Origin of the sequence: Clostridium mucosae, from assembly GCF_024622765.1 — a bacterium.
Taxonomy (GTDB): domain Bacteria; phylum Bacillota; class Clostridia; order Clostridiales; family Clostridiaceae; genus Clostridium.
Genome location: NZ_JANKAF010000010.1, coordinates 92,753 through 111,151 on the forward strand (window position 1 = coordinate 92,753; position 18,399 = coordinate 111,151).

Consider the following 18,399-nt stretch of genomic DNA (forward strand, 5'->3'; position numbering starts at 1 on the left):
ATAATTGATAGAATTTAAAAAGAGTTAAGAAAGTATATAAAAAATTAAATAATATATGATTTTAATTTTGATATTTTACATAGATAGATATATAAATTGAAGCATATATAATTATTTGTTTCCTGGAGGAAAGATTTATGAAGAAGTTAACATATGCTTTAGTTATTTTTACTTCTCTTTTATTTTTGGGACTAACATTTTCCTATAATCCATTAATGGCTAATCCTACTGATGAATTTGATGAGGAAAGGGATATGTTTTTAAATATATTAACAGTTAATAAAGAGCAATATAATATGACTAAAGCATTAGTTGGAAATAAACATAATGTTGAATATTTATTTAGTAATGAAAGTGATATGAAATCTTTTGAGGTTAGCGATAATGTTAAAAGTAACATATTAAATATGGATTTGTTTATATACAATGGATTGGGATACGAAACTTGGATAAATGATATAATAGATGATGCCAAAAATTCAAGCGTAGGTATTATAAATATGAGCAGAGGTATAAGAGCAATTACTACAGAATTATTTAATGAGAATAAAGAAAATCCTTATTATTTATTAGGATTTAATGAATATAAGATTGCCTTATATAATATAAAGACGGCATTACAAGAACGAGATATAATAAATAGAAATTATTATGAAGAAAATTATAATACTATTGTTGAGGAATTAGATGAATTTTTAACTAAATCAAAGGAAGAATTAAATAAGTATAAAGAGTATTATATTGTTACAGATAGTGATAAGTTTGATTATTTATTAAAAGATCTTGGAATTCAAGCGAAAAAGCTAAAGAGCAATGAAGAGGTTAAAGATATAGTAAATGAAAGTAAGGATTCTAAGATTATATTTATTCATGATAATAAATTAGGAAATTTAGATGACTTAAAAAATAAAATTGCAATAAGCTGTAATTATATAGAGTTAAATACTGAAGGTGACAATAATATATTAAAAGATAACGTTACTAAGATAATCGATAGTGTGAAAAATAAAAACTAATTTTAATAGTTGATTTTTACTGATACATAATATATAATAATTATTGTTGCAAAGGGGTATAGCTCAATTGGTAGAGTAGCGGTCTCCAAAACCGTTGGTTGTGGGTTCGATTCCTACTGCCCCTGCCAAATAAATCGGTAATGAATATTATCGATTTATTTTTTTGAAGATTTTTGTTAGTACTATAACTTAAAAAATGTATGTAGATAAGAATTGTATATTAGAAAAATATACAATTAATAATCTGAATAGTATATTAAATAATTGAAAGATAAGTAAATTATTTTATTGACAAGTATCAAAATATCATGATAAAATATGTCTTGTTGAAGGGGTATAGCTCAATTGGTAGAGTAGCGGTCTCCAAAACCGTTGGTTGTGGGTTCGATTCCTACTGCCCCTGCCAAATAAGAGAGTGTAAAAATTACACTCTCTTATTTTTTGTTGAAAAACTGTAAATAATTATGTAAATATACTATAAATTTATATAAATAGATAAGAAATTTGATATAATATATTTACTTAATTATAAGAATCTTAGAATTTTTACGAGGGATGAATATGAGAAAAAGGTCATGTAAATTTTTGCTTATATTTATAGTAAGTATTATTTTAATAATAAATATGAGTACAATGAGTACATTTGCTATAACAAATGATGATAAAAATATAAATTTTAAAAGAATAACAGTTGAAGATGGGTTATCGCAAACATCTGTAGAGTATTTGTTTCAGGATAGTAAAGGATATATGTGGATTGGAACAGCAGATGGATTAAACAGATACAATGGAGATAAGTTTGAAGTATTTAGATATATTGAAGATAAGCCGAATAGTATAAGTGCTAACTATATTTCTGCAATAACAGAAGATTATGAAGGAAACATATGGGTTGGTACATCTATAGGATTAAATAAGATAAATACACATACAAATGAAATAACAACATATTTGCCAGAAGTAAATGGATGTAATTTATCAAATTACAATATAACAGAAATATTAGTAGATTCAAAAGGTGATATATACATAGCGACAGAAGATGGATTAAATTTATATAATGAAGAAGATGATAATTTTATACGACTATATAATTCAGAAGATAAAAAGCATTCATTAAGTAGTCAAGTTGTATATTCGATTGTAGAGGATGTTTATGGTAGCTATTGGGTTGGAACGGATAATGGCTTAAATAAAATAACAGGTACTTCAAATGAAGTTATTAAATACTACTCTAATGGAGGAGATAACTCTATTAGTGATAATTTCATATTTAAGCTATATGCTGATAATTTGGATAATCTCTGGATTGGTACATATAATGGTGGGTTGAATAAACTTAATTTAAAAACTGATAAAATAGAAATTTTTAAAAATGATCCTAACGACGACTCTTCCATAGCAGGAAATTTTGTACGATACATATTAAGAGATAGCAAAGGTGAATTATGGATTGCAACTAATAATGGATTAAGTAGACTGATTGAGGAAGAAAATAAATTTATTAATTATAAATCTAAAGTATATGATCCACAAAGCATAGTAAGTAATAATATATTAAGTTTGTTTGAAGATAAATCTGGTGCAATTTGGGTTGGAACTTATGATGGAATAAGTTTATTTAACCCTCAAAATTCATTCAAGAATTATAAAAATGATCCTTTTAATACTAATTCATTAAGTGAAAATATGATGGCTGGAATATATGAAGATGATGAAGGCCTTTTATGGGTTGGAACAGTACATGAAGGATTAAATGTAATAGATAGAAAAAGTGGAATGATAACTAAATTTAAAAGCTCAAATGATGAAAATTCTTTAAGCAATGATTATATAAGAGATATAGTTGGGATAGAAAATGAAATTTGGATAGCAACAGAATCGGGATTAAATAAGTATGATAAACTAACAAAGAAATTTACTAGATATTATGATGAAGATAATAAAAATAGCTTAGTGTCTAATGATGTTAGAACATTATATATTGATAATGAAGGTCTATTATGGATAGGAACTAGATATGGACTATGTACTTTTGATAGAAAGAATACATTTAAATCATATAAGGACATTTTTATTAAAAATGGAATAACTGAAAATATGTTTTCAGATATAGTTCAAGATAAGGATGGGGTTATATGGATAGCTTCAGGCTTAAACGGTGGATTAATTAAAATAAATAAAAATACAAATGAGATAAAAAGTTATAGAAATGATGAAGAAGATAAACATAGCATAAGTTTTAATGCATTAAAAGCTATAGCGGTAGATAGTAAAAATAATATTTGGATAGGAAGCCAATACGGATTAAATAAATTTGATAGAAGTACAGAAAAGTTTCATAAATACACAGAAAGTTCAGGTTTATCAAATAACTTTATAAATGGTATTTTAATAGATGATTATGATAATCCGTGGATAAGTACAAATTATGGAATATCAAAATTTGATATAAAAAATGATAAATTTGTTGACTATAATGTTACAGATGGACTTCAAAGCAATGAATTTAATGGTTATTCATATTTTAAGAGCAAAAGTGGAGAAATGTTTTTTGGAGGAATAAATGGGCTAACTTGTTTTTATCCAAACCAATTGGAAGAGAAAAAGTTTTCTCCTAATGTAGTTATTGATAGTGTCTATAGTGGAGAAAAAGAAATTCTAGATATATCTAATATAAAAATAGGTTATAAGAATAGCAATATACAATTTAACTTTTTTATGCCTGATTATAGAAATGTAAGTAAAATTCAATATGCATATAAATTAGATGGATTAGATGAAAATTGGATTTTTTCTGATGATAGAAATTATGTAAGTTATACAAACCTAGATTCAGGAATATATAAATTTCAAGTTGTTGCAAGAAATTCAAGCGGAGATTGGAGTAAAGCGACCACAGTAACTTTTGAAGTTGAAATGAAACCCTGGAAAACACCATTAGCTTATGTAATATATGCTTTAATAGGCTTCTTAGCACTTTATATAATATGGAACAGGGTGAAGATATTAGATAGTTTAGTAGAGCAAAGAACTCATGAGTTAAATAATAAGTTTAAAGAAAACAAAGAGTTATATGATAAGCTAATAAAAAATGAAAAATATAAAAATAATTATTTTGTTAATTTATCTCATGAGCTTAGAACTCCACTTAATGTTATTATATCAACTCAACAATTAATAACTAAATTAAATGAAGAAGATAAGGAAATACCTAAAGAAAAGCTTTCTTATTATATGAGTACTTTGAGAAGAAATTCTGATAGGTTATTGAAGTTAATAAATAATATAATAGAGACATCTAAAATTGAATCTGGATCTTATAAATTAAGAATTGAAAAATATGATATTGTCTATTTGGTAGAGGAAGTTGTTTTATCTATGAAGGATTTTGTTGAAGCAAATGGTATAGAGCTAATAATTGATCCAGAAGTAGAAGAGAAAATAATAGAGTGCGATGGTAGTGAAATAGAAAAATGTATTGTAAATCTAGTTGGAAATGCAGTTAAGTTTACACCAAGGGGTGGGAAAATAGAAGTAAGAATAATAGATTTAGGTAAGAAGGTAAAGATATCGGTTAAGGATTCTGGTATTGGAATAGAAAAAAAATATCATGATGCTATATTTGATAGATTTGGTCAAGCTTATAATGATGTATCAGAAGAACATGGAGGAAGTGGCTTAGGGTTAACAGTAACAAAGCAATTAGTTACATTACATAATGGTAAAATATTTGTCAGAAGTGCACCTGAAAAAGGTAGTGAATTTATAATAATATTACCTACTAAATATACTATGTAAAGTAGATAAATGTAATGGCTATGTTAATGAATTGAAAAAATGGATAAATATGTATAAATTTAATGGTATGCGCTTGACAGTAGTTGTTTACAATGCTATCATAATAAATAAGTAAGTAAATGGATTGTTACTGTAAAGTAGGCAATACCTAAATTAAGATAATATCTTGATTTAGGTATTTTATTTTCCAAGTGTTAGGAGAATGAAGGTAATATGGTTGTAGAAAAGATATTAAACAATAATGTTGTTGTTTCAATAGATCCAAAGACTAAGAAAGAAGTTATTCTTATGGGATCTGGGATCGCCTTCAAGAGGAAAGTAGGGCAAGAAATAGAAGAAAATAAAATAGAAAAAATATTTGTAGTAGATGATAAGCGAATGGGTAATAAACTTAAAAAGCTTATAAATCAAATACCTGATGGTATATTTGAATTATCTCATGAAATTATATCTTATGCAGATAAAGAGTTAAATAGAAATTTAGATAAACAAATATATATTTCTTTATCTGATCACATTGCATTTGCGATTAAGAGATATAAAAATAATGTTAAAATTAAAAATGATTTATTAGATGAAATAAGAAGAATACACAAAGAAGAATATAAAATAGCCCTATGGGCAGTAGATTATATAAATAATAGATTGAAAATAAATTTACCTGAAGATGAAGCTGGGTTTATTGCTTTACATCTGGTTAATGCAAGTTATCAGGAAACGGCAAAAGAATCAGTACTTGCAACTAACATAATTAAAGGTGTGTTAAACGTAATTAGATATTACTACTCAGTTGAGTTTAATGAAGAAGATTTAAACTATGATAGATTATTAACTCACCTTAAGTATTTTGCAAAGAGAGTAGTAACAAATAATCAAAATAATGATGATAGTAGCGAATTTTTGGATATAGCATCCAAAAGTTATCCGGAAGCTTATGATTGCGCTAAAAAGATACAAAAATATATAGAAAGTAATTATGATTATAAAGTAAATGAAGATGAAATAGTATATTTAACTATGCATATACACAGAGTTATCTCTGTACTGCGAAGTAATCATTAATATGTTTATTAAGACTTAAGCCTAAGAATTTAGTGCTTAAGTCTTTACTTTAATATAGGATTATTAGGAGGAAAAATGAATACTATATTTCTAAAAAAGTCTTTTGGAGTTCTTCAGAGGATAGGTAAATCTTTAATGTTACCAGTTGCATTACTACCAGCGGCTGGACTTTTAATGGGAATTGGAACATTTCTACAAAATCCCAATATAATAAGCAATTTTCCAATGTTATCTGGAGAAAACTTTCAACTAATTGCTAATATAATGTCATCTTCAGGTGATATTATATTTTCTAATTTGCCACTAATATTTGCAGTAGGAGTCTCTATAGGTATGAGCAATGGAGACGGGGTTGCAGCATTAGCAGCAATAGTGTCCTTTTTAATAATGAATATGACTGTCGGAATAACAGCTGGAGTTGACTTACTACAGGTTGATACTAATCCAATGTATGATGTTGTACTTGGAATTCCTACTCTTCAGACAGGAGTTTTTGGTGGGATAGTGATTGGTATGATTTCAGCAGTTATATATCAAAAATTTTATAACATAAAGTTACCAGAGTTCTTAGGATTTTTTTCAGGAAAAAGATTTGTACCAATAGTATCTGCAATAGCAGGATTAATAATAGGGATAATGATGGTAGTAATTTGGCCACCTATACAGAATTTTTTATTAGCTTTTTCAAGGAGTATGATAGGAACTAATCCAACTATTTCAGCTTTAATTTTTGGAATTATAGAAAGAGCGCTAATACCTTTTGGATTGCATCATATATGGTATAATCCATTTTGGTATCAGTTTGGAGAATATACTAGTTTAGCTGGACAATTAGTAATTGGAGATCAGGCAATATTTTTTGCTCAATTAAAGGATGGAGTAGAGTTTACAGCAGGAACATTTATGACTGGAAAATTTCCATTTATGATGTTTGGTCTTCCAGCAGCTGCTTTAGCAATGTATCATGAGGCAGATAGTGATAAGAAAAAAGTGGTAGCTGGTATATTATTTTCTGGTGCGTTAACATCTTTCTTAACAGGAATAACAGAGCCAATTGAATTTATGTTTTTATTTGTTGCTCCAATTTTATTTGCTGTACATTGTATATTTGCAGGTTTGTCATTTATGATAATGCAAATATTAAATGTGAAGATAGGATTAACATTTTCTGGTGGGCTTATAGATTTTATATTATTTGGTGTGATTCCCAATAGAACAAAATGGTGGTGGGTATTAATTGTGGGAATCATATTTGCATCTATATATTATTTGGGGTTTAGATATATAATAAGAAAATTAGATTTAAAGACACCAGGAAGAGAGAGAGAAGAAAGTGAAATTGATATAGATATTTCTGATGGAGATTTAGCTTATAAGGTATTAGATGCTTTTGGAGGGCCAAAGAATATAAAATACCTAGATGCTTGTATAACTAGGCTTAGAGTTACAGTGAAGAATATAAGTTTAGTAAACAGAAGTAAACTTAAGGCATTAGGTTCAGCTGATTTAATGATAATCGGAGAGAATATTCAAGCTATATTTGGACCTAAGTCAGATATGCTTAAGGAGCAAATGAAAGATATCATAGATGGGAAAGAAATAAAAATTAAAAAGAAAAAACAGATAGAGAAAATAGAAAAAGGTATTAAAATAGAAAGTTCTATTATGATCCCTTCCACTGGAAAACTTTTGAGGTTAGAGGATGTTCCAGATCCTATATTTTCTATGAAGCTTATTGGTGATGGCTTTGCTATAGATCCGAAAAATAATGTTTTAATATCTCCAATAAGAGGAATGGTATTAACAATATCGAAAACATGCCATTCTATAACTATTAGGGGATTAGATGGATTTGATGTATTCATTCATATAGGAATAGATAGTATTAATTTAAATGGGAATGGCTTTAAGGCTTTTGTTCAAGAGGGAGATATAGTAAATGAAGGAGACATATTAATAGAATTTCCTTTAGATGAAATGAGAAAAAATTTGAAATCACCAATTATACCTGTTATATTTAAAGGCTTGCCTAAGGAGAAATTTATATATTTTAATAACGATATAGATGTGATATCCGGAGATATAAATAAAGTTGAAATACATGAGAAAAAAAATAAGTAAAGTTTTAGGAACAATCTTTAAGGTTAAAAAGATTGTTCCTTTTTATAAAAAGAATAATATATTGATTAAAGAGCAATATATTAAAGTAATTAAAAATGTTAGAGGGTGAAGAAAAAGATACTTATGAGCAATAAAAATGAACAGACAGTTTATAATTTTTATACTAAAGGTGAAGAGATAGCAAATGCTGTAACACATGGAGTGGGAGCTATACTAGCTATTATTGGAAGCGTGTTTTTAATTATAGCAGCATCAAACTCTGGTAGTAATTATGCTGTTATTGGAGTTTGGGTTTATAGTATTTGTCTAATAATACTATATCTTGGATCCACTTTATATCATAGTATTCCAGGTGATTTAGTAAAAAGAATACTAAGGATATTAGATCATTCATCAATATATTTACTAATAGCAGGAACATATACTCCTATTATATTAATATTGTTGAATAGTGATAAAAAATCTATGCAAATATTATTAGCACTGTGGATAATTACATTTCTAGGAATAATGTTTAAGGTGTTTTGGATAGATAAATTTGCTATTTTATCAACAATACTATATATATTAATGGGTTGGATCATAGTACTTAATGTTAAGGCAGTTTTGCTTTTAGTACCTATGAAAATATTAATATATATAGTAGCTGGAGGGCTCGCTTATACTATAGGATGTATATTTTATGCATTAGACAAAATGCCATACAATCATTTTATATGGCATCTATTTGTAATTGCAGGAAGCACATTACATTATGTTGCTATATTTTTAGGAATATTATATTTATAGATTGAAAGCGTAGTCTCAAAAAGTTATTTGATATAAGATTTATTTAATTTCAATTAGTTTATTGCCTTAAAAAAGTTAATTTCTTATTTTTATGAAGGATCTCACGAAATGTGAGACCCTTTTATTTTTAACTTTTTTCATTTATAGGTTCATTTTCATCAGGTAATGGAGCACTCTCACTATATAGGCCTTTTTTATTTTTTAGCCATGTGGAATAGTTAGTCTTAAATCCATATTCTTTATTTTCTAGAGTATAATTATAAAAATATTCAAGGAAAGTAGCTCTTGGAATATTTTCTGTTAGTACTATTCCACCGATAGCAATTTGGTCATTAAGTATTGTTGATAGTGATGCATTGGTTGGATTTTTCATCATTTGGAACATGGACATAAACATGGTTGTTCTTCCATCTCCAGCATCACAATGAAATAGTATATGTACATCATCAGATGTAGTATTAACAAAGTTTATAAAGTCATCTACTGATTCAGGTTTGGGGATTGAATTATCTCTTACTGAAATTCTTTTATAGCCTAACCCGAAATTTTTGCAAGTACTTTCTTCATTTGATACAGTATTTGCTTTTAATGATTCTAGATATTCACCTGTTGTTTTAAAAATTGGAATATTGTAACCTATCGCTATTTTTAATAAATCTTCTTTTTCTGCTTTTAATGTTTCTTGAGCATTCAAATTGCTATTTATAAGTTGAAAAAAACTATAATAGCTTATTGGACTATCATCAATGAATCCATGAGATTCTTGTCTTAAGTCAACTACAGTTATTTTAGGGCTATTTATAGCTACTTTTATATTATCTATTTGGCTAGGTCTAAATTGAGCACAACCTGAAATATTTAGTTCTTGAATGCTTCTAAATCTAGGAGGAAGTTTATAATTTTTTTTAATATCTAATATTAAAAATTTATCCTCAAGAAATGGGATAGTATCTGGTGAATTTATAATTGCCATGGATATATTAGATATGTTACATATAGAGAGTAATGTAGATAAAACTATAAAAATAGAAATTGATTTATATTTAATATTTTTAAATTTTAACATAGAAATCTTCATAGAGAACCTCCTTTTTAGTATATTCACTAAATATTTTGTGCACAAAATGATAAAATATCCTGCATATAAAATATTCTAAACTATCTATAATTTACTAAGAATATAAATTTAGATTAAGGTTAATATAATAGTGTAAACAGAAAACTTTTAAATGAGAGGGAGTTCAATTTTAAAAGTAGTTTACAAAACCAATAGCCAAAGGAGGAATTACAAATGGCAAAGACATTAGTTCCAGAAGCAAGAAAAGGATTAAGTGCATTCAAGAATGAAGTTGCAGCAGAGTTAGGAGTTCCATTTAGCGATTACAATGGCGACCTAACATCAAAACAATGTGGTTCCGTAGGTGGCGAGATGGTAAAAAGAATGGTTGAACAATACGAAAGTTCAATAAAGTAAGCCACAGGAACAAATTAACTAAGGGTTAAGAAGACAGGATGGATATACCGCCAAAGAATTTAGTATTGTAACCATTCAAAAAAAGAAGAGGTATTTCTAAAATAAAAACAAAAGTTTTTATTTTAGATGCCTCTTTTTTATTTATAAAAAAATTTAATCTTATTATGAATATATAGAATTATAAATAATTTTATAAAAATATTTCTAAAAAGCTATGTTTCCCAAATAATAAGTAAAATAAAGAAAGTTAAAGATAATCAATACTAAATACGGATAAATGAATATAATGATTAAATTTACATATAATTAAAAATAGTAAAAAAAAACAGTATTAGTGTATTATTTAATTAATACACTAATACTGTTGAGGAAGGAGATAAAAAATGGTACTTGAATTAAATTCAAAAGAACCGATATATCTTCAAATAATTGCTTATATGAAAAAAAGAATAGTTTCAGGGGATTTAAAAGGAGGAGAAAGAATTTTGTCTGTAAGAGAATATGCAAGCGAATTGAAAGTTAATCCCAATACAGTGCAAAAGGTTTATTCTGAATTAGAAAATCAAGATTTAATTTATACTCAAAGAGGAATTGGAAAATTTGTTACAGAAGATGAGAAAAGGATAAATGATTTAAGACAAGAGATATTTAATGAAACCATAGATAAATTTATTGAAGATTCAAAAGCCTTAGGATTCACAAAAGAAAAAATATTAGCAATTATATTAGAAAGATATATGGAGGATTAAGATGAGTGATTTATTAGAAATAAAAGATTTATATAAAACTATAAAAGGAAAGAAAGTATTAAATGGAATAAATTTAAAGCTAGAAAAGGGAAAAGTGTTGGGAATAATGGGACCTAATGCTCAGGGGAAGACAACTCTTTTAAATACTATACAAGGGTTTTTAAAAGCTGATGAAGGAGAAATAAAGGTAAATGGATTATCTTTAGGAGTTGAAACTAAAAATTATATTGCATTTTTACAAGATAAAAATATTTTTCATAAAGCGATGAAAATAAAGGATGCAATAAAATTATATTCAGACTTCTTTAATGATTTTGATATGGAAAAGATGAAATATTATTTAGATTTTATGAACTTAGATATTGAATCTAAAATAAAGGATTTATCAAAAGGAACAAATGAAAAATTTAACTTATCATTAACTTTAAGTAGAAAAGCTAAGTTATATTTGTTAGATGAGCCTATATCAGGGGTTGATCCTGTTTCAAGAGAAAAAATTTTAGATGCTATATTAGAAAATTTATCAGAGGAAAGTTCAATGATAATAACTACTCATTATATTGGTGAGCTTGAGAGAATCTTCGATGAAGTTGCTTTTTTAGGAGATGGAAAAATAATAGAATCTGGAGAAGCAGAAGAGTTGAGAGAAAAGTATAAACTATCTATTGATGAAGTTTATAGAAAAGTATTTGCAGAGTAATTTGAATAAGGAGGGATAGTATGAAAAATATTTTAAATATTTTAAAATATAATTTTGGAAAATACAATTCAGGAATAAGCAAGATATTGTATATGAGTGTATTTATAATTTTATGTATGTTAACTTTAGGAATATTTATAAAGGTACCATTTATTGGAGAGTTAATGTCGGTTATGAGTATTGCTTTCATTTCAACATTTCTAGCAATAAATTTCATTACTTCAATAATAAAGTTTATATCACAAATATCAAAAGATAATGGTAAATTAATTTTTACATTACCAATAAAGGCTTGGGAATTTATGATTGCTAAGTATATAGAATTTATAATTTTGCAAGGGAGTATAGCTCTTGTTGCATATATAGTATCAAGCCTTTCTGGCAATGCAATGGCAGAAGTAGTTAAGATGGCGGTATTTGGAGTGGCTTTTGGAACTACAGCAGCATATATTGTAATTACTTCATTTATAGTAATATTTTCATCATATATTTATAATGTAGGATTATGCATACTTGCTGTTATAGTAGGCGGTGGAATTATCCAAAGTTTTGTTTCAGGAATAAACAGGTTTATAACTAATTTATTTCCATATGTTTATTTAAAATTAGGATCATTTATAGAAATTGATTTGATTTCTATGCTTTTGGGGATTTTGTGGGTAGGTATTCTTGTAACAATAGCAATAAATCATCTAGATAAAAAATTAGATATTATTTAAGGGGGATATAATTATGAAAAAGCTATTTAAGATATTTTTAGTACTATCGCTCAGCGTTATGTTAGGAGGTTGTAGTGTTAAGTTTGGGGTTGAAAGTAGAAATGATGATAATGATAGCAATTCAACTAATTATAGTGGGGAAAGTATAAATAAGGTTGAAACAATAGAAGGTATAAATAATATTAATATAAAAATAGAAGTTAGTAGTGTAAAAGTAATGTACTATGAAGGTAAGGATATTGAAGTTTCAGGTACTTTAGGAAAGCTATCTAAAGGTATAACAATAGATAAAAGTTCAGATGAACTAACAATTAATGAAAAATCAAAGAAGCGTAATAGTATAAATAGAGATTCTACTAGCGATTTAAAGATAAAGATACCAAATAGTTATAACGGAAATATAGATTTAGAATTTGGTGTTGGGGAATATGAAGTTAGAGATTTGAAAGTAGATAATATAAATATTAGTTCAGGAGTAGGACAGTTACTCATAAAAGATATTTCATTTAATAAACTTGATTTAGAAAGTGGAGTAGGAGATGTTGAATTAGAAACAAAAGAAATGACTGGAGATATAAATATTGAAGGTGGAGTCGGAAGCATAGAAGTATCATTGGGAAATGTAAATGGAAATTTAATCTTTGAAGGTGGCGTTGGAAATACTAATATAAGGATACCATCAGATTCACCAGTAAGTATAAGAACAGATTCTGGACTTGGAAAAGCTAATATAAATGCTAAAACATCTGGGGAAAATAAATATGTATTTGATATTAGCATGGGAATTGGAGAAATAAATATAACAAACTAAAATCGATGCAGGTAAGTTTGCCTGCATCTTTATTTGTATACTATTAATTAACTGGATGGTGTATTAAAATATTAAAGCTTTATTATTACTTATATATGATATGATTAATAATGAATAAATATAGCGTTTATCTATGGGCATAAATATTGTGCTGAAAGATGAAAAATGATAAAATGAGAACAAAAGTTCGTTGGGAATAATTATAATTAAGGTGATAATATGAAAAAAGTTAAGATATTACAAGCTGGAGATTTGCATTTTGATACTCCATTTAAAGATTTAAATAAAAATATAGCTTTAATAAGCAAAGAAGAGCTTTTAGAAGTTTTTAGTAGGATTATAAACATGTGTATAGAAAATTCTGTTGATATTTTACTATTAACTGGGGATATTTTTGATAATTTAACAGTAAATAAAAAAACACTAGGTTTTATTAAAAATCAATTAGAAAGAATAATCAACATAAAAGTGTTTATATCTCCTGGTAATCATGATCCATATTACGAAAAGTCATTTTATAAAATGATAGAATGGCCAAATAATGTTCATATATTCAAAAGTTCAATTGAATTTGTAGTTTTGCAGGATTTAGAAACTGTTGTATGGGGAGCAGGCTTTAATACTCATCATGTTAAAAAGAGTATGTTAAAGAATATTTCTATAAATGAAAAATATATAAATATAATGGTTATACATGGTGATATATCAAATAGTGATGAAGGAAATGATTATAATCCAATAACCTTAAGGGATATAGAAGAGAGTAAATTAGATTATATAGCTATAGGTCATAGACATAACTACAGTGGAATATTAAGACAAAAAAATACTTGCTATGCTTATGCAGGATGTCCTCAGGGAAGAGGCTTTGATGAACTTGGAGATAAAGGTGTTATAGTTGGAGATGTTTCAAAAGGTGCTGTTGATCTTAGATTTATTAGAACTTCAAAAAGAAATTATTATGTAGTTGATGTAGATATAAGTAATTCTATTAGTTATGAAGAAATAAAAGAAAAGATAATAAATTCTATAAATGAAGAAGACAGAAGGAATAATTTATATAAAATTATTTTAAAGGGTGAAATGGAATCATATATCAACTTAAATGAAGATATAGCATTTGAAAAAGTGAAAGATTATTTTTACTTTGTTAAAGTAATTGATAATACTGATGTAAAGTTAGATTTTGATAAAATATCAAAGGATTATTCTGTTAAAGGGGTTTATGCAAGAAAGCTACTAGATAAAATGGCAGATGATGACTATGATGACGAAGTGATAAAATTAGCATTAAAGATAGGCATCCAATGTTTGTCACATGAGGAAGTGAATTTAAATGATTATAAATAAGATAAATATTATTTCTTTTGCGGGATTAAAAGATAAGACGATTGAGCTTAATAATGAAATAAATCTAATATACGGTGAAAATGAAAAAGGTAAAAGTACTATTCAAAATTTTATTAGAATTTGGCTCTATGGTATGAATTCCAAAAGAAGCAAGGATATTAAAAATAATGATAGAGTAAGATTTATGCCTATTGATGGAGATAAGATTAGAGGAGAACTATATGTAACACATAATAAAAGAAGTTATATTATAAGGAGAAGTTTTGGTTCAACTAAGAAGGAAGATGTATCAGAAGTAATAGATGCTGAATCAGGTGATATAGTTTTAGATATACCAAAAGATGAACCAGGAAAGTACTTTTTTAATGTAAACTCATCAACATTTCTAAAAACATTATTTATAAGTCAATTAGGGGTAGCTATTTCTAAGGATAAGGAAGAAGAAATAATAGATAAGGCAGCAAACTTATTAGGTAGTGGCGAAGAAAGTGTTTCACTGCAAAAAGCATTAGAGAAGTTAGATACTATAAAAAAATCTATAACTACAAGCAGAAAAACAGGAGAATTAGATTTACTTAGAAATAAATATAATTCATTAAACGAAGAAAAATATGAGGCTTATAAATTATCGGAATCTAGTATAGACAAAGAACAAAATTTAATTACTTTAAAAGATAATAGAGAAGAATTAAGAAAAGAACTTAAAAATTTAGATATATATAAGAAATATATGAAAAAAGCAAAGCTTCAAAAAGAATATGAAGAAATAACTGAATATTTAAAGAAGAAAGAAGAGTTGAAGAAAAAGGAAAGATATATAGAAGAAAGTATATCTTCTAGAAATGGTGTAATAGATGAAGTTTTACTAAATGATATAAAGGATGAAAACTCATTATACTTTAGTATATTGGATATGAAATCTGAAGAAGAAAAGAAGTGGAATAATAGTAAAGAAATTTATTTAAATAAAAGAAATGAGTTTGAAAATTTATTTTTCATAGAAAACTTATCAAGTGAAGATAAAAATAAGTTTATGAAAGCTATCATGGAAAGAGAAAACCTAAAGGAGAAAATGAAAAACTATGAGGCTTTAAACAATGATATAAATCTTATAAAAAGATATATAGAAAAAAAGAAGGATTATATAGGAAGTTCTATTAATTTTAGAGGAATAAGAGATGAAATAGGAAAGATATTAGAAAAATATGAAGATAAGTTAAAAGAGCTTAAATTTAAATTAGAGAATTCATCTAATAAAGTAAGAGAAAAAGATATAGACATTAAATTGAAGAGTCAGCATAAATTGATTAATTTATCAATTATAATTTTTGCTGTTATTTTAGCTTTATCTATTTTTCTATTTAGAGATAACTTACTCTTAATAGTTATATTAACAGGCATTATAAGCCTTCTTACATTTAAATCTTTTAATTTAAGAACAGAGATGAATAATATTGATAAGCATAATAGTTTATTTAATATTGATAAATTAGAAGAAGATATAAAAGAAATAGAAAAAGATATTTTCAAATATACAAAGTTAGTTGGAGCAACTTCTTATGAAGATTTTATTAGAAAATTAAAGCTTTTTGATGAGTTTGTCTTGTATGAAGAAAAGCAAAATATAAAGATAACAGAAAAGGAAATTCAAGTGTCTGTTCTAAATATAAGGACGGTTGAAGAAAATTATAAAAATAACGAAGATTATATAGAATATATATTAGATTTAGCAAAGACAAGAGATGTAAATGAAGTAATAGTAATGTTATCTAAATACGAAGAAGTAAATAAGGAAATTTTATCTATAAGAATAGACATAGAAAAAGAAGAACAATCAATAAATAAATTACAAAAAGAACTTGAAATAAGAGAAAAAAGAATAAGAGAAAAGCTTGAATTTATAGGCTTAGAAGATATAGATTTATTCAGTTTAGAAGAAAAGTTATTAGAAATAAAACAAAAGGTAAAGCAAAGAGATGAAATTGTTAGAACATTAGAAAGTATAGATGAAACTTATAAGGCTTTAACTAAGGATAAGGATATAGATGCAATAAAGGAAGATTTAAAAGACATAATTAACGAAAATATAAATTATACTTATTCCTCAGAAGATGAGATAGATAATCAGATTTCAATAAAATCAAATGAATTAATAGAAATTGAGAAGTCTATAAAAGATGTTGAAAATGATTTAAATAATAGGTTTATAGGTAAAAGAAATATACCTCAAATAGAAGAAGAAATAGAAGATGTTAGGGAAAAGATTAATAAGTTTGAATTAAGGTTAAAAGCTACCGAATTAGCTATAGAAAAAATGAATGAGTCTATAAGAGAAGTTAGAGGAAACTTTGGGAATATTTTAAATTCTAGTGTTATAGAATACTTTAAGGATTTAACAAATAAGAGCTATGATGATGTTATGGTGTCGGATTCATATGAGATGAAAGTAAGAAGGGGGTCGGATGTTCTACCTGGAGCTATTTTAAGTAATGGAGCAAATGATCAATTATACTTATCTTTAAGGCTAGCATTTATTAATATGATATATAAGGATATGGATTTCCCAGTTACGTTAGACGATGCTTTTGTACAATACGACGATAATAGAACCGAGAAAGCCATTGATTTGCTTCTAAGTTGTAAATTTAAACAATTATTAATATTTACATGCCAATCTAGAGAGAAGAATATGTTGGAAAAGAAAAATATAGAAATTAATTATATTTCATTGTAGTATTGACAATAATAGTATAAGAAGATAAAATTATACCAATGAATAATGCAAATCATTTGCAAAAGAGGTGGAGAAATGAAGAAAAAATTATTGGGATTAACTCTTATACTGGGAATCATCTTTTCTTTTTCTGGATGTGTAAATAAAAGTAATGATGATAATGGAGAAAAATTAAGAGTAGGTGTTACAATTAATCCTCTTAAAGACTTTACAGAAGCAATAGGTGGAGATAAGGTAGAAGTATTTTCAATTATACCAGATGGTAGTGATGCACATAGTTTTGATCCTAAGCCAAAGGATTTAAAAGATTTAATAAATACAAACATGTTTGTATATAATGGGCTTGGAATGGAGGAATGGATAGACTCTGTTTTAAATACAATAGAAGGCAAAGGTATTAAAGTAGTAGAAGCTAGTAATGGTATAAAACCAATTAGTATATCAGAAGAAGATCATGATCATGAAGAGGGCGAAGAAGATGATCATGATCACAGCCATGGAGGAAATGATCCTCATATGTGGCTAAGCTTAAGCGATGCAGCAAAAGAAGCTGAGAACATAAAGAATGCTTTAATTGAGATAGACCCAGAAAATAAAGATTACTATGAAAGTAATTATGAAAAGTTAAATAAAGATTTCACTACTTTACAGGATGAATACAAAACTAAGTTTCAAGAAATAACAAATAAGGATTTTGTTACTGGACATGCAGCCTTTGCTTATTTATGTAGAGACTTTGGATTAACTCAAAAAAGTATAGCAGATGTTTTTGGGGAAGGTGAGTTAACTCCAAAAAATTTAGAAGCTTTAATAAATTACTGTAAGGAAAATGGTGTTAAAGTTGTATTTAGTGAATCTACAGCAAGTGCAAAGGAATCAGAAACTTTAGCAAAAGAAGTTGGAGCTAAAGTAGAAAAGATATATAGTCTTGAAACTAAGGAAGATAATAAAAGCTATTTAGAAGGTATGAAATATAATTTAGAAACCATATATAATTCATTAAAAAGTTAATATCTATAGTTGAAATATTTTTTTATTAAATAAAGATTTAAAAGATATCGGATAATAGGTAT

General features: G+C 26.5%; 14 protein-coding genes and 2 tRNA genes. 15 read left to right on the top strand and 1 reads right to left on the bottom strand.

Annotated elements, in window-relative coordinates; all coding sequences use genetic code 11:
- Positions 1-137: 137 nt before the first annotated feature.
- The 7 genes from NSA50_RS12155 to trhA all read left to right on the top strand — a co-directional run bounded on the left by NSA50_RS12155 (position 138) and on the right by trhA (position 8,789).
- A complete protein-coding gene (locus tag NSA50_RS12155; RefSeq protein WP_195262733.1) occupies positions 138-1,016 on the top strand; it encodes a metal ABC transporter substrate-binding protein in 879 nt (292 codons plus the stop codon).
- Positions 1,017-1,068: 52 nt separating this feature from the next.
- Positions 1,069-1,144: transfer RNA gene (locus NSA50_RS12160), tRNA-Trp, on the top strand.
- 202 nt (positions 1,145-1,346) lie between these two features.
- A tRNA-Trp gene (locus NSA50_RS12165) sits at positions 1,347-1,422 on the top strand.
- A 155-nt stretch (positions 1,423-1,577) separates the two neighbouring features.
- Positions 1,578-4,817 (top strand): ligand-binding sensor domain-containing protein, encoded by a 3,240-nt coding sequence (locus NSA50_RS12170; RefSeq protein WP_257445392.1) that lies wholly within the window; start codon positions 1,578-1,580, stop codon positions 4,815-4,817.
- 213 nt (positions 4,818-5,030) lie between these two features.
- Positions 5,031-5,879, top strand: coding sequence for a BglG family transcription antiterminator LicT (gene licT / locus NSA50_RS12175; protein WP_195262731.1), 849 nt, complete (start codon positions 5,031-5,033; stop codon positions 5,877-5,879).
- Positions 5,880-5,954: 75 nt separating this feature from the next.
- Positions 5,955-8,000: a glucose-specific PTS transporter subunit IIBC gene (ptsG, locus tag NSA50_RS12180; protein WP_195262730.1), complete on the top strand. Its 2,046-nt coding sequence runs from the start codon at positions 5,955-5,957 to the stop codon at positions 7,998-8,000.
- A gap of 123 nt (positions 8,001-8,123) precedes the next feature.
- Positions 8,124-8,789: a PAQR family membrane homeostasis protein TrhA gene (gene trhA, locus NSA50_RS12185; RefSeq protein WP_195262794.1), complete on the top strand. Its 666-nt coding sequence runs from the start codon at positions 8,124-8,126 to the stop codon at positions 8,787-8,789.
- Positions 8,790-8,916: 127 nt separating this feature from the next.
- On the opposite strand, the gene NSA50_RS12190 is transcribed toward trhA, so the two are convergent.
- Positions 8,917-9,867, bottom strand: a complete 951-nt coding sequence (locus NSA50_RS12190) for a phosphatase domain-containing putative toxin (protein WP_257445395.1) — start codon at positions 9,865-9,867, stop codon at positions 8,917-8,919.
- A gap of 213 nt (positions 9,868-10,080) precedes the next feature.
- On the opposite strand from NSA50_RS12190, the gene NSA50_RS12195 reads away from it, so the two are divergent.
- The 8 genes from NSA50_RS12195 (at position 10,081) to NSA50_RS12230 (ending at position 18,337) form a co-directional block, all read left to right on the top strand.
- Positions 10,081-10,263, top strand: a complete 183-nt coding sequence (locus tag NSA50_RS12195) for an alpha/beta-type small acid-soluble spore protein (protein ID WP_195262728.1) — start codon at positions 10,081-10,083, stop codon at positions 10,261-10,263.
- Positions 10,264-10,646: 383 nt separating this feature from the next.
- A complete protein-coding gene (locus tag NSA50_RS12200) occupies positions 10,647-11,012 on the top strand; it encodes a GntR family transcriptional regulator (RefSeq protein ID WP_195262727.1) in 366 nt (121 codons plus the stop codon).
- A 1-nt stretch (position 11,013) separates the two neighbouring features.
- Positions 11,014-11,712: an ABC transporter ATP-binding protein gene (locus tag NSA50_RS12205; protein ID WP_195262726.1), complete on the top strand. Its 699-nt coding sequence runs from the start codon at positions 11,014-11,016 to the stop codon at positions 11,710-11,712.
- A gap of 20 nt (positions 11,713-11,732) precedes the next feature.
- On the top strand, positions 11,733-12,431 hold the full coding sequence (locus NSA50_RS12210) for a hypothetical protein (RefSeq protein ID WP_257445398.1): 699 nt from the start codon (positions 11,733-11,735) through the stop codon (positions 12,429-12,431).
- Positions 12,432-12,444: 13 nt separating this feature from the next.
- Positions 12,445-13,242 (top strand): DUF4097 domain-containing protein, encoded by a 798-nt coding sequence (locus tag NSA50_RS12215; RefSeq protein ID WP_257445400.1) that lies wholly within the window; start codon positions 12,445-12,447, stop codon positions 13,240-13,242.
- A gap of 219 nt (positions 13,243-13,461) precedes the next feature.
- A complete protein-coding gene (locus NSA50_RS12220; protein WP_257445402.1) occupies positions 13,462-14,592 on the top strand; it encodes a metallophosphoesterase family protein in 1,131 nt (376 codons plus the stop codon).
- Positions 14,579-17,326, top strand: a complete 2,748-nt coding sequence (locus NSA50_RS12225; RefSeq protein WP_257445404.1) for an AAA family ATPase — start codon at positions 14,579-14,581, stop codon at positions 17,324-17,326. Before NSA50_RS12220 ends, NSA50_RS12225 begins: the two co-directional genes overlap by 14 nt.
- Before the next feature lie 75 nt (positions 17,327-17,401).
- Positions 17,402-18,337, top strand: coding sequence for a metal ABC transporter solute-binding protein, Zn/Mn family (locus tag NSA50_RS12230; RefSeq protein WP_257445406.1), 936 nt, complete (start codon positions 17,402-17,404; stop codon positions 18,335-18,337).
- Positions 18,338-18,399: the final 62 nt, after the last annotated feature.

Bases quoted from the DNA above. Each gene is read 5' to 3' on its own strand.
- NSA50_RS12155 (WP_195262733.1), top strand. From the start codon at position 138: ATGAAGAAGTTAACATATGCTTTAGTTATTTTTACTTCTCTTTTATTT.
- NSA50_RS12170 (WP_257445392.1), top strand. From the start codon at position 1,578: ATGAGAAAAAGGTCATGTAAATTTTTGCTTATATTTATAGTAAGTATT.
- licT (WP_195262731.1), top strand. From the start codon at position 5,031: ATGGTTGTAGAAAAGATATTAAACAATAATGTTGTTGTTTCAATAGAT.
- ptsG (WP_195262730.1), top strand. From the start codon at position 5,955: ATGAATACTATATTTCTAAAAAAGTCTTTTGGAGTTCTTCAGAGGATA.
- trhA (WP_195262794.1), top strand. From the start codon at position 8,124: ATGAGCAATAAAAATGAACAGACAGTTTATAATTTTTATACTAAAGGT.
- NSA50_RS12190 (WP_257445395.1), bottom strand. From the start codon at position 9,867: ATGAAGATTTCTATGTTAAAATTTAAAAATATTAAATATAAATCAATT.
- NSA50_RS12195 (WP_195262728.1), top strand. From the start codon at position 10,081: ATGGCAAAGACATTAGTTCCAGAAGCAAGAAAAGGATTAAGTGCATTC.
- NSA50_RS12200 (WP_195262727.1), top strand. From the start codon at position 10,647: ATGGTACTTGAATTAAATTCAAAAGAACCGATATATCTTCAAATAATT.
- NSA50_RS12205 (WP_195262726.1), top strand. From the start codon at position 11,014: ATGAGTGATTTATTAGAAATAAAAGATTTATATAAAACTATAAAAGGA.
- NSA50_RS12210 (WP_257445398.1), top strand. From the start codon at position 11,733: ATGAAAAATATTTTAAATATTTTAAAATATAATTTTGGAAAATACAAT.
- NSA50_RS12215 (WP_257445400.1), top strand. From the start codon at position 12,445: ATGAAAAAGCTATTTAAGATATTTTTAGTACTATCGCTCAGCGTTATG.
- NSA50_RS12220 (WP_257445402.1), top strand. From the start codon at position 13,462: ATGAAAAAAGTTAAGATATTACAAGCTGGAGATTTGCATTTTGATACT.
- NSA50_RS12225 (WP_257445404.1), top strand. From the start codon at position 14,579: ATGATTATAAATAAGATAAATATTATTTCTTTTGCGGGATTAAAAGAT.
- NSA50_RS12230 (WP_257445406.1), top strand. From the start codon at position 17,402: ATGAAGAAAAAATTATTGGGATTAACTCTTATACTGGGAATCATCTTT.